Annotated in this window: 6 protein-coding genes; 5 read left to right on the top strand and 1 reads right to left on the bottom strand. The window is 45.0% G+C overall.

Translation table 11 applies throughout. From position 1 onward, the window contains the following. Positions 1-344 precede the first annotated feature (344 nt). From ACO6UY_RS13550 to ACO6UY_RS13540, 3 genes are all read left to right on the top strand, one after another. Positions 345-4,100, top strand: coding sequence for an ankyrin repeat domain-containing protein (locus tag ACO6UY_RS13550; protein WP_422490243.1), 3,756 nt, complete (start codon positions 345-347; stop codon positions 4,098-4,100). A 562-nt stretch (positions 4,101-4,662) separates the two neighbouring features. Beyond that, positions 4,663-5,571 (top strand): site-specific tyrosine recombinase XerD, encoded by a 909-nt coding sequence (xerD, locus tag ACO6UY_RS13545; protein ID WP_422490265.1) that lies wholly within the window; start codon positions 4,663-4,665, stop codon positions 5,569-5,571. Between the two features lie 183 nt (positions 5,572-5,754). Then, positions 5,755-6,540 (top strand): thioredoxin fold domain-containing protein, encoded by a 786-nt coding sequence (locus tag ACO6UY_RS13540; protein ID WP_422448722.1) that lies wholly within the window; start codon positions 5,755-5,757, stop codon positions 6,538-6,540. 74 nt (positions 6,541-6,614) lie between these two features. On the opposite strand, the gene ACO6UY_RS13535 is transcribed toward ACO6UY_RS13540, so the two are convergent. Then, a complete protein-coding gene (locus ACO6UY_RS13535; protein WP_422448724.1) occupies positions 6,615-7,325 on the bottom strand; it encodes an SDR family NAD(P)-dependent oxidoreductase in 711 nt (236 codons plus the stop codon). Positions 7,326-7,680: 355 nt separating this feature from the next. Between ACO6UY_RS13535 and ACO6UY_RS13530 the strand changes: the two genes are divergently transcribed. Together ACO6UY_RS13530 and ACO6UY_RS13525 are read left to right on the top strand one after the other, a co-directional pair. Continuing rightward, positions 7,681-11,376, top strand: a complete 3,696-nt coding sequence (locus ACO6UY_RS13530; protein ID WP_422448726.1) for an ankyrin repeat domain-containing protein — start codon at positions 7,681-7,683, stop codon at positions 11,374-11,376. A gap of 180 nt (positions 11,377-11,556) precedes the next feature. Further along, a complete protein-coding gene (locus tag ACO6UY_RS13525; RefSeq protein WP_422490241.1) occupies positions 11,557-13,758 on the top strand; it encodes an ankyrin repeat domain-containing protein in 2,202 nt (733 codons plus the stop codon). The last annotated feature ends 87 nt before the right edge of the window (positions 13,759-13,845 follow it).

The following is a 13,845-nucleotide window of genomic DNA, read 5'->3' as shown; positions in this document are numbered from 1 at the left end:
GCATAAAATCATTTTTCGATAATAGCATTCAGCCCCCTTTTATGGTGCCTGCTAATTTTTCCAATGTACGTTTCCATAACCAATACCCTGAATCAATCGATATAAAATGGGTTTAATTTGTACATTCTCAAAAACCCGTAAATCTCGGATATGGTGCATTATCAGCGCGCCTGGATTACGCCAACATGTTATGATTTTGCATCATAACCAGCAAGTAGCTAACCATATAACTTTTTGATAAGATACAATCACTCTTTATTGGGACTGAATAGTCACATTAAATAATCAAGAGTAAAGAATAAATGATACCAAAATATCACCCTGTTTTATTCCAGAGGCCATTATTGTCCGAAAGCACTCAAAACCTGGATGAGGAAATAAATGATTACGTTGCTTTCCCTAATGGAGATGTTAGAACACTGGCAGAAATTAAAAGGGATCAACCTGTCAGCTACATCAAAATGAAAACCCAGTTTCTGACTGACATTGGCAAGCTGAAGACTTTGACACAGCGTTTAATCAGCAATGAATATAATAATCAAATTGATACCTTTTACACAAAGATTTCAGATGATCTGAAATATGATGATAAAAAACCTCACAGCCTGATAACATTCAAGGATACTCGTTATTATCTCCATAAAATCATTCATCGAACTGAGCGGTTTCTTGAGCTGGAAGCGAAAAATCCTGATGATGCTGATAAATGGTCTTTAAATAGAGACAGTTTTTGCACTTTGTTTCATGAGATTCTTTCAGGGATAGACAATTGTCTTGGGGGCAATGGTACCCGCCTTCAAAGTGGATTTACCAGCATCGAGAACTCCCGCGACCCACAAAAGGTGCTGTTGCAGATTCGTCACGGGTTACTGGATTATGGCATTAAATTATTTCTGATAAAAGAGCGTGCCAGTGATAAGGATGAATTTGGATTAGGGAATGAAGTACACACGCACAGTGAACTTTACAATTTAATCTGTGAACAGTTTGGTTTGGAACCCCTTAAAGATTTCGGTCACCATGTAAATCTCAATAATAATCCAGGAATGATTGATCGACTTGAAATTATCCTGCCATCCCTGATGCCGGAGTTCGAAATACTTAATAAACTGACAGATGTATTTTACCAGGACTTAGTATCCTCTTTAAAAAAGCGAAATAAAGAACACTGGCTAACCCGTCCTGTTTCTTTCTCAGAATTTAAGAATGAAGTCACCGATGGGATTAAAGAGGATTTCATAACCCCAATCAATCTTCGGTTCAAAACCAATAATAAAAACAGGCTTGATCTATGGACAATCATCAAACCCTGCGATGATGGGAGCTATGAATTTTCAGAGAGTCGGGAGCGATTTCAGGTATGGTTAATCGATAATTATTTGAATCACACTCCTACCGCGAACGTACTCACTATGGTTGGCAAGAAAAATGACGCAGCTTCTTCCCGGTTTTTTTCGAAGAAAGATAAAGATAAAGATAAAGATAAAGCACCACCTTCCTACATTGGCTCGAAGGATAATCTTTATTTCTGGGTCTTTAAAACAGAGACTCCTCTTATGCAGGGTGGCAACTGCAGCCTGGACTGGGATAACCATCAAACACTGACTCTGAGTTACTTAAAAACAGTTGATTTTAATAACTTCCCTAATGAAGTACGTTTCAATCTTTTTCAATATGCTTTGAACAACACCATTAAACCAGGTGACTTTTTGGAGTTTTTCCTTGATAAAACCGCATCTGAAAAATGGGACGAAATGGTTAAATCTGACCCTCAAATAAAGGAGATCATGTTAGAAAAAATTATTAATACCCTGAACGATGATGCAGCAGGGTCAACCGGATTTTTACCGCATCTGCCTGCGGGATCTCTTAAAGGGCATACCAGTAATTTCTTCACCGACTTATTACACCGGGCATTTAAACTGAAACAGGCTGGTATCGTTGACTTTTTACTAAAACATGGTTTGCACAAGTGTTCAACCAAGTTTATTAAAGCTGAATTCCAGAAAGTCGTGTTTTCAACATTACAGTTTGACTCAGAAAAATTTGAAATGCTCTGCAAACACCCTGTTATTGACTTCACCTCAAAAAATGAACAAGGTCAAACGCTGTTAATGATAGCGGCAAAATATGGCAAAACAGAGCACCTGAAACTATTTCTGACAAAGAAAGGTATTAAAGTGAATTTGCAAGACAAGAGTGGTAATACCGCACTCTCTCTGGCTGCAGAAAATGGGCAAATCCAGTGTCTGATGGCACTTCTGACACATGACGATATCAAACTGAATATGGAGACCAATGACGGTTGGACCGCATTAAAGCTCGCTGCAAGATACGGGCGAACTGATTGTCTGAAGGTGCTTCTGAAACAGCAAAAAATTAATGTAGACCTGCGTATCAAGAATAGCTGGACGCCACTAATGGCGGCAGCAAGAGGCGGTCATGGGGACTGTGTAAAGGCATTGCTTGACCATGATGCGTCGTCGATCAACGAACAAAACAAGGAAGGCTATACGGCGTTGATGATGGCGGTAATTGCAGGGGATGAACGTTGTGTCTCGTTATTATTTCAAAAATCCGATAGTGGCATCAATACAACCAATAAAAACGATAACACTGCATGGATTCATCTGCGTAATATTTTTGGGTTAACGCTGGCAATGCTGGCCGCAAAATATGGCAATATTTATTGCCTGAAAGCAATTCTGGAGAAAAAAATCATTGACGTGGACGAGGTAGAAAATAACGGCCAAACTGCACTCATGCTGGCTGCGGCATTTGGGCAAACGGAGTGCCTGGAACTACTTCTGGCACAGGAAGGAATTGACGTTAACAAGCAGGAAAACAAACTCAAGACTGCTCTCATTCTGGCTGCAGATCATGGGCGAACGAAGTGCCTGGAACTGCTTCTGGCACACCAAAAAATTGATGTGAATTTTCGGGGCAAACATAGAGCTACTGCACTCATGCTGGCTGCACAACTCGGGCATACGGATAGCCTGATAGAACTTTTGAAACATAAAGACATCAAAGTGAACGCGCGGGGCAGTACAGGTTGGACCGCATTAATGTACGCAGCAAGAAACGGGAAAACGGACTGTTTGTTGGCACTTTTGGAAAAACAGGGAATTGACGCAAACCTGCCTGACATTGATGGCTGGACGCCATTAATGTCGGCAGCAAGAAACGGTCATGGGGACTGTGTTGAGGCGTTGCTTGCACATGACCCTTCGTCGCTCAATGCACAAAAAAAAGATGGCGCTACGGCTTTGATTCTGGCAGCAAATGGAGGGGATGAACGTTGTGCCTCGTTATTACTCAAACAACCGAATATAGACATCAACATAACAGATAATTACGGTAAAACCGCATGGCAGTATGCGCAGTCCTGTAATGTAGCACAGTGTCAACCATGGCAACAATTTCAACAGATCCTGGATGCAGTAATCAGTGGTAATTTGACATCTCTGACTGAACTGCTGAATGTTGCCGGAGTATTGATCCATGTTCTTAATAAACAAGGGTTAACACTGGCAATGATGGCCGCAAAAAATGGCCAGATTGATTGCCTCAAAGCAATTCTGGCGACGAACGTCATTAACGTAAACGAGAGGGATAATATCGGCAAAACTGCTCTCATGCATGCTGCAGAAAATGGGCAAACGAAGTGTCTTGAAGAGCTTCTTAAACAGGAAAAAATTGATCCGAATGCGCAGTGCAATGCCGGTTGGACCGCAATAGTGCATGCAGCAAGATATGGGCGAACGGACTGTCTGAAGGCGCTTCTGAAACAACCGGGAATTAAAGCAAACCTGACTGACAAGGATGGCTGGACACCATTAATGTCGTCAGCAAGAAACGGTTATGTCGACTGCGTTAAGCTGTTGGTTGAACAGGGTGAGCCGTCAATCAATGCACAAAAGAATGACGGCTACACGGCTTTGATGCTGGCAGTATTTGCAGGCGAATCAGGTTGTATCAGGTGTTTACTTTTACACCCTGACATCAAAATTGATAGTAAAGTACTGGATCTGGCTAAACAGAAAAATGATTCGGAAAGTTATCAGCTATTGGTTACTCATAAGCCTGAATCCAGTTGAGTCTGTCTATCACCAGCAGTTAGAAGATTTTGAGGCATCGCTGAATATAAATATAAAGGAAGAAGGATCAAAAAAGTATGGAAGAAAAATCATAATATAAAACAGGAAAAATAAGACAAGCGTTAAAACATCGCACGACTGCATCGATGCAGGAGATAGTACATGGTTTCAATAAGTTTATGTGTACAATCTCCGTTCACCCTGAGCGAAGTCGAAGGGTGCTTGGCACGATCTATCAGAGTCCGGAGTGTACGCCCTTAGGCCCTATGGGTCCTCCGACAGGCTTCAGCACGAACGGTATTGGTATTATGTCTTTGAATAAGTTCCCGATTTCCGTTCACCCTGAGTGCTGAGCTTGACGAAGTATCGGAGGGTCGTGCCACCGAACTTCGATACTTCGTCAAGCTCAGCACTCAGTCCGAACGGAGTCAGGCAATGAAAATAGGGAAGTTATTTCCAGACAACTCCTTAGCTGCGCTCGGGCAGCCTCCTGGTTAAGGTGCTGTGCAAAGAGAACTGATATTATCTACACTATCGTGCAATATTGGATCTATTGATTGCCATGCCAACCCCCGCTTCTCTGGAAATACAGGCATTTTTACAACACCTCTGGCTTGAACGAGGGCTCAGCAAAAATACCCGTGAAGCTTACCAACGGGACCTGCTGCTCTTCTCTGAGTGGCTGCAAAAGCACACACAAAACGTCGGCAAGCTATTACTCTCAGCCAGCGAGGAGGACCTTCGCCGGTTTCTGGGCTGGCGTTATGAGCAGGGTTATCACCCACGATCAACTGCCCGGCAAATCTCCAGCCTGAGAGCCTTCTACCGTTACCTGCTGCAATCTGAACAGATCACCACTGACATTACGGCCAATATTGACATGCCCCGCCAGGGCAAGGCATTGCCAAAAACATTGTCAGAAGAAGAGGTAGAGTCACTGCTCAGCAGCCCGGATACCGATACCGCCATTGGTCTTCGTGATCGTGCCATGCTTGAGATCCTCTATGCCTGCGGCCTGAGAATCTCAGAACTGGTCAACCTGAAGATGGACAATATTAATCTCAGACAGGGAGTGCTCCGTATTATCGGTAAAGGCCGGAAGGAACGGCTGGTCCCCATGGGCCAGAATGCTATTGAATGGCTGCAGCAATATATACGACAGGCAAGAGGTGATCTGCTGAACCAGTATGACAGCCGAACCCTGTTTCCGGGTCGTCAGGGACTTCCAATGACCCGGCAGACCTTCTGGCATCGGATCAAGCGTTACAATACGATTGCTGGTATCACCACCGACGTTTCCCCCCATGTCCTGCGACATGCTTTTGCCACTCACCTTCTGAACCATGGTGCAGATCTTCGAGTGGTCCAGCTGCTGCTTGGCCATAGCGATCTGTCCACCACCCAGATCTATACCCATATTGCCAACCACAGGCTGTCAGAACTGCACCGAGAGCATCATCCCAGGGGGTAATCTGACCGTTTGTTCACTATTTTTTAGAACTCTCCACCCGATAACCGTGTCCAGGCGATACAACAGGAAGAAATAACGCTAGACTATCTTGTTTTAACCAGCGCTTCTCTCCAATGCTGGAACGGCTTGCCGATAGCCCCTGAGATGTACGGGCTTATCTTGTGAATCTATAAAGGAATCAGTATGTCTAAATTCTCTGCGCTTCTGTTAACGGCCATGATGACCACAAGCGCTGGCTGGTCTGTGGCCGTCCATGCAGAGGCTTCCGGCAAGGACAGTGCCGTTCAGGGCCCCGAGACCCTGATTGAACGTCAGCTGAAAAAACTTGATGCCGCCGTTCCCATTGAGTCGATCACCAAAAGCCCGATGCCCGGCATCTACAAAGTGATACTCAAAGGTGGCTTTGTGATCTACAGCAGCGAAAACGGGCAGTATTTTATTAAAGGCGATCTGTTGGAAGTTCGCGGTAACCAGCTGGTTAACCTGACGGAAGAGGTGAAAAGCCAGCAAAACGCCAGGCTGCTGAAATCCCTGAACAAAGAAGATATGGTGATTTTTGCACCGACAGGTGAAACCAAAGGTGTTGTGTATGCCTTCACGGATGTCGACTGTGGCTACTGCCGCAAACTGCACCGGGAAGTCGACCAGCTGAATGCGCTGGGTATTGAACTGCGCTATCTTGCCTTCCCCCGGGGTGGCCAGCAATCGCCAGTGCATGGCAAGATGACCAATGCCTGGTGTTCAGCAGACCGTAAACAGGCATTAACCGACCTGAAAACCGGCAAGTCCATCAGTGCAGAAATTCAAGGTGATAAGGCAGCGTGCAGTACTGTCATTGATAACCACTACAACCTCGGTGTCCAGATGGGCATTAACGGCACTCCGGCCATGGTGCTGGAAAACGGTCAGGTTATTCCGGGCTATCGCCCTGCTGCCGATATTGCCAGAATCATCAACAGTCAGTCTTGATGTTTAGGGGAGCCTGTCTGGCAGGCTCTTTTGGCACAAACTGAACCCCTGCTTTTGCCGGAGTCCAGGAGCCATTACAGATAGATCATTTTCTTTGTCATACCACCATCAACCACGATATTGGCACCGTTGATAAAGTCATTCTCTTCATGGGTCAGAAACAGACAGGTGTTAACAATATCCCGTGGCTTACCCACTCTCCCCGATGGATGCTGGCGGTGATCCTGCCCGGTCAGCTGATCATAATCTTCAGTTTGAATCCAGCCTGGGCTGATGGCATTCACGGTAATTGGCGTTTGTGCCAGTGATACGGCCAGCGTATTGGTCAGCGACACCAGGCCGCCTTTAGACGCGCCATAGGCCTCCCAGCCCGGTTCATTCTGGTGCCAGCGGGTAGACGCAATATTGATAATACGACCATACTTTTTATTACTATGGTGCCTGATAAACTCTCTGGCACAGTTAAAGCTGCCATTCAGATTAACATCAATCACCCTGGAGAACTCGGCAGCAGTAAGCTCAGCCACCGGCTTATTAAACTGGCTTATGGCACCATTATTAATCAGGATATGTGCAGTGCCATATTGGCGAGCAATGGTGTCAAAGGCTGCTTCAATCATCTCCGGTTTTCCCAGGTCAACGCTGTAGAAATCCATATCACCCGTTGCCGGTTGGTGCAGGTCGAAGCCAACCACAGTTGCCCCCTGCTCCCTGTAAGCTCTGGCAATGGCGTTGCCAATACCCTGACTGGCACCTGTAACAATAACGACTTTATCTGAGTACATACAGTGAGACATCCGTTATAAGCAGTTAACCAAATGAAATCATATTTTCTGGCCAACTACTTAGGTAGCTGAAAATTAGATAGCTGAAAAGCTGGCATAAGATCATTTTCCGATGATAACATTCAGCTTTGGGAGCGTGGAAATAATTCTATTAAATGACAACTCATTGAAAAAATCGCTTATAATTAAGCTCCGCGCAGTGGAAGATCACCATTACCCTTTTTATCAACACCCTTTTATCAACTTCGTGCTGTTTTTTTATTCTTTATTAACTCTAAAGTCAATTTGATATAAGATGCAATTACGCTTTGTCAGGACTGAACTGTTACATTAAATAATCAACAGGAAATAACAAATGATATCACCGCGTCACCCTATTTTATTTCAGAGACCATTAATAATCTCAGAAAGTACTGAAAAACTGAATAAGCAAACAAATGATTACATTGCCTTCCCTGATGGAGATTTCAGCGAGCTGAAAGAAGTTAAAACGAATGAACCTACCATATACCTCAAAATGAAAACTCAGTTTATGGATGATATTATCAAACTGAAGTCTTTGACAGAGCGTATAATCAGCAATGAATTTGATGAGAAAATTGATACCTTTCACACAAAGATTTCAAATGATCTGAATGATGACGATAAAAAACCTGACAGCCTCATATCATTCAAGGATACTCGTTATTATCTCCATAATATCATTCATCGAACTGAACGATTTCTTGAGCTGGAAGCGAAAAATCCTGATGATGCTGATAAATTGTCTTTCAACAGAGACAGTTTTTGCACTTTATTTTATGAGTTTCTCGAAGGGATAGACAATTGCCTTGGGGGCAATGGTGCCCGCATTCAAAGTGCATTTACCAGCATCGAGAACTCCCGCGACCCACAAAAGGTGCTATTGCAGATTCGACACGGGTTACTGGATTATTGCATCAAATCATTTCTGATAAAAGAGCGTGCCGGTAATAAGAATGCATTTTTAATAGGGGAAGAAGTACACACGCACAGTGTACTTTACAATTTATTCTGTAATCAGTTTGATTTGCCCCCCCTTAAAGATTATGGTCACAATGTAAAGATCGATGATTTGACAGATATGATTGGACGACTTGAACTTATCCTGCCATCCCTGATGCCAGAGTTCAAAATACTCAATAAACTGACAGATGTGTTTTACCAGGACTTATTATCCTCTTTAAAAAAGCGAAATAAAGAAGACTGGCTAACCCGTCCTGTTCTCAGCTCAGAATTTAAGCATGAAATCACTGATGGAATTAAAGAGGATTTTATAACCCCAATAAATCTCAGGTTCAAAACCAGTGATAAAAGCGGGCTTAGCCTGGGTACAATCATCAAAACCTACGATAATGGGAGCCATGAATTTTCAAAGAGTCGGGAGCGATTTCAGGTATGGTTAATCGATAATTATTTGAATCATACTCCTAGTGCGAACGTACTCACTATGATCGGCAAGAAAAATGACGAAGTTTCTTCCCGGTTTTTTTCGAAGAAACGTAAAGATACAGTTACAGATACAGATGAAGCACCATCTTCCTACATTGGCTCGAAGGATAATCTTTATTTTTGGGTCTTTGAATCAGAGACTCCTCTCATACAGAATGCCAACTGCAGCCTGGATTGGGATAACCATCAAACATTGACTCTGAGTCATTTAAAAACAGTTGATTTTGATAAATTACCCAATGAAGCACGTTTCAATCTTTTTCAATATGCTTTGAACAACGCCAACAAACCAAGTGACTTTTTTGAGTTTTTCCTTGATAAAACTGCATCGGAAAAATGGAACGAAACGGTTAAATCTGACCCTCAAATAAAGGAGATTATGTTAGAAAAAATCATTAATGCCCTGAACGATGATGCAGCAGGGTCAACCGGCTTTTTACCGCATCTGCCTGTGGGATCTCTTAAAAAGCATGCCAATATTTTCTTCACCGACTTATTACACCGGGCATTTAAACTGAAACAGGCTGGCATCATTGACTTTTTACTAAAACATGGTTTACACAAGAGTTCAACCAGGTTTATTAAAACTGAATTCAAGAAATTCTTGTTTTCAGCGGTACGGTCTGACTCAGAAAAATTTAAAATACTCTGTAAACACCCTGTTATTGACTTCAACTCAAAAAATACAAATGGTCAAACGCTGTTAATGATAGCTGCAAAATATGGAAAAACAGAGCACCTGAGACTACTTCTGACAAAGAAAGGAATTAAAGTGAACTTGCAGGACAAGAATGGCGATACCGCACTTATTCTGGCTGCATCAAATGGGCGATTGGAGTGCCTGACAGCACTTTTGACAGAGCAAAAAATTAATGTAGGCCTGCGTAACAAGAAGCACTGGACGCCATTATTGGTGGCAGCGAGATACGGCCATGGGGACTGCGTAGAGAAATTGTTTGACCATGGTGCGTCGTCGATCGATGAAAAAAACAAGGCAGGCTATACAGCGTTGATGCTGGCGGTCATTGGAGGGAATGAACGCTGCGTCTCGTTTTTATTCCAGAAATTCGATAGCGGCAGCAATACAACCAATAAAAAAGATAACACTGCATGGATTCATCTGCGTAATGGATTTGGGACAACGCTGGTAATGCTGGCCGCAAAACATGGCAATATTTATTGCCTGAAAGCAATTCTGGAGAAAAAAATCATTGACGTGAACGAGACAGATAATGACGGCGAAACTGCACTCATGCTTGCTGTAGAAAATGGGCAAACGGAGTGCCTGGAACTACTTCTGGAACAGGAAGGAATTGACGTTAACAAGCGGAGCAATAAATACGAGTCGGCTCTCATCATGGCTGCAAAAAATGGGGACGAGGAGTCACTGAAACTACTGCTGGCGCACGAAAGTATTGATGTGAATGGTTATGCCAATTGGGGTGTTACTGCACTCATGCTGGCTGCAAAAAACGGGCATACGGACAGCCTGAGATTACTTTTGACACATAAAAACATCAAACCGAATGAGTGGAGCATGACCGGTTATACCGCATTAATGTACGCAGCAACAAACGGTAATACGGACTGTTTGCTGGCGCTTCTGAAAATACCGGGAATTGACGCAAACCTGACTGACAGTCGTGGCTGGACGGCATTAATGCTGGCAGCAAAAAACGGTCATGGAGACTGTGTGGAGGCGTTGCTTCTGCATGATCCTTCGTCGATCAATGCACGACAGAAGGCATTCCATACGGCTTTGATGCTGGCGGCAGAAGGAAAGGATGAACGTTGTGCCACGTTATTACTCAAACAACCCAATATAGACATCAATGCAAGAAGTTTGTACTTTAAAACCGCATTGCAGATTGCGGAGGCCAATAATTTAGCAGAGCGTCAACCATGGCAAAAATTTCAACAGATCCTGAATGCAACAAGCAGTGGTAATTTGACATTACTGACTGAACTGCTGAATTTTGCCAAAGCATTGATCCATGTTCGTAATACAAAAGGGTTAACACTGGCAATGGTGGCCGTAAAAAATGGCCAGATTGATTGCCTCAAAGCAATTCTGGCAATGAATGTACTTAAGGTGGACGAGAGGGATAATAATGGCAAAACTGCACTCATGCATGCTGCAGAAAAAGGGCAAACGCAGTGTCTGGAAGAGCTTCTGACACAGAAGGAAATCGACCCGAATGCGCAATCGAATGCAGGTCGGACGGCAATATTCTACGCAGCAAGTAATGGGCGATTGGACTGTCTGAAGGTGCTTCTGAAACACCCGGGAATTAAATCAGACCTGCCTGAAGAGCATGGCTTGACACCATTAATGTCGTCAGTAAGAAACGGGGATGTCAACTGCGTTCAGGTGTTGATTGAACAGGGTGAGAAGTCGATCAATGCACAAAAAAACGATGGCTATACGGCTTTGATGCTGGCAGTAATTGCAGGCGTACCAGATTGTATCAGGTGTTTACTTTTACACCCTGACATCAAAATTGATAGTGAAGTTATCAATCTGGCTAAAAAGCAAAATGATTCAGAAATTTCTCAGCTAATCGTTGCCGAATCCAAATGAGTCTGTCCTTCATCAGCAGGTCGATGTCCAATAATAAATAAGTAGGTGACTAAATGAAATCCTGTTTTCTGACACGTCAGGGCTAACCCCCACCCCGACTTCGGGTAACAAGCCGGAACTTATTTCCATGGTGATTGTTCTAAGCAACCTGACACCAATCAGGACAGATGACAAGTTACCATGCAACCACTTAATGCCGGTGGTTACCCAGCCTTGCTACAAGCCGGTGCTGCTGGAACCTCAGGAACTTCGGATAATATAGACGACACTGCTTCACCCATATATGTCAACCAGATTCCCCGTAGTCCTGGCCCCGACAATTCGGGCTCCTTCGGCAGCACCGGGTTACAACCCCCCTATGGTCACAATCGCTCTGTGAACGTACAAACCGCCGTCAAGACGGACGGCCTGGCTGCCGGAACCGGCGACAGCAGTGATGCAGACGTACACTGCACCGGCGCTACCAGCAGGGTCCCGCTGAATTGCGCAGTTGAGTGCGGGGATATCAAGATGGTGGCATGGCTGCTGCAAAATGGCACCGAGGTTGATGGCCGCAACGAAGGCTTGCGGAAGCAGCGTAAAGCCCGCAGATTCCCCGGCAGAGAGGGGTTTACCCCATTAACCCGGGCCGTCATGCATGGGTCAGTGGACATTGCGAGGTTACTGCTGAAGTCCGGGGCAGATGCTGACCACTGGGATGCCAAAGGCATGACGCCACTGGCCACGGCGGCGGCCCGGGGTAACATTGAGCTAATGCAGCTGTTGCTTGATTACCAGGCGGATATTAACGGCAATACCACTGGCTGGCGGACTCCCCTGACCCAGGCTGCCAGAATGGGGCAGGTCAGGGCGATAAGCCTGTTGCTGGCCCATGGGGCGGATATTAACAGCTTTGCCCGCCGAGGCGTAACGCCACTGACTCAGGCTACCAAAAATGGCCATATCGAAAGCGTTCGACTGTTGCTGACTATGGGAGCCGACGCTGATAGTAATGATTCTGGATGGTGGCCGCCACTGTGCAGGGCAGCGAGCAAGGGAGATATTGAGATTGCCCGACTACTGGTGAGTCATGGAGCCAACGTTAATTGTTTTTACGGCGGCTATTACAGGTCGGGTGCCCTGATCGCAGCTGTCTATTATAGCCATGTCGAGGTGGTGGAGCTGTTGCTGGAACATGGCGCACAGTGGCAAGGCCCGGCAAACGAGCGTGGTCTTCTTAGAATAGCTGTTGATAATGGTGACATCGAAACCGTAAAATTGTTGTTGAAGTATAATGCGGATAATGTTAACGGCAGTAGATTCAGTATCTATTCACCACTGCGAGGGGCAATCAATCGGGGATATATTGAGTTAGCGAAACTTCTGTTGCAAGCCGGTGCTGATCCTGATTGCAATGCCCCAAGTAGTGGCCCTATCCCCAGCCTTCTGGCCACAGCGGCTGATTTCGGACAAATTGAACTTGTTAAACTGCTGTTGCAATCCGGTGCCGATGTTCACAGCCATACCTGCGGGGAACTTACGCCCTTAACGATGGCGGCGTCGGCAGGGCATGACCAGGTAGTGCAGTTATTGTTGCAGCATCAGGCGGACGTTCATAGTCGTGCCAAGGGTAATGGTGCCCCCTTGACGCGGGCTGCAGCGGCAGGACATTACAAGGTGGTGCAGTTATTGTTGCAACATAAGGCGGATGTTCATAGTCATACCTCTGGTGATTGGACTCCTTTGACTCAGGCGGCGGATGCAGGACATGACCAGGTGGTGGAATTATTGTTGCAGCATAAGGCGGATGCTAATAGTCATTCCTCTGCCCGTGGTACTCCTTTATATCGGGCGGCTTATGCAGGACATGGCAAGGTGGTGGAATTATTGTTGCAGCATAAGGCGGATGCTAATAGTTATTCCTCTGCCCTTGGTACTCCTTTATATCAGGCGGCTTATGCAAGACATGACAAGGTGGTGCAGTTATTGTTGCAGCATAAGGCGGATGTTCATGGTCATACCTCTGGTTATTTTACGCCTTTGACGAGGGCGGCTCTTGCAGGAAATTACCGGGTAGTGCTGTTGTTGTTGCGGCATAAGGCGGATGTTCATAGTCATGCAGTTGGAGATGGTACTCCTCTGTTCTGGGCCAACCAAAGAGGCTTCTGGGAAATTGCTTTTGAACTGCTCTACTACGGTGCCTGTCCAGAAAGAAGCCAGGCACCGGATGTTATCCACACAGTCACCCAGAAATTTGGCTACAACCCCCGGGAAACCCCTCTCAGTCTGGAAAGTTTGTGCAAGAGGCGTCTGGATGATGTGTTTGATAAACGAACAATATCTTCTTTTGATTTACCTTATTTTTTGAAAAAAGAACTAATGAAGGAAAAATTTTTCCCATAAGTAGCTGGCCATATGGAATCACATATTTCTGGCTACTTGGGCAGGTGCTATGCGAGGCACAACGGAGGGAGCATAGCCGTAGCTATG

The organism is Endozoicomonas sp. ALE010 (assembly GCF_049310165.1).
Classification (GTDB): domain Bacteria; phylum Pseudomonadota; class Gammaproteobacteria; order Pseudomonadales; family Endozoicomonadaceae; genus Endozoicomonas.
The sequence above is the reverse complement of the archived record's forward strand: the minus strand, read 5'-3'. Positions and strand labels throughout refer to the sequence as shown.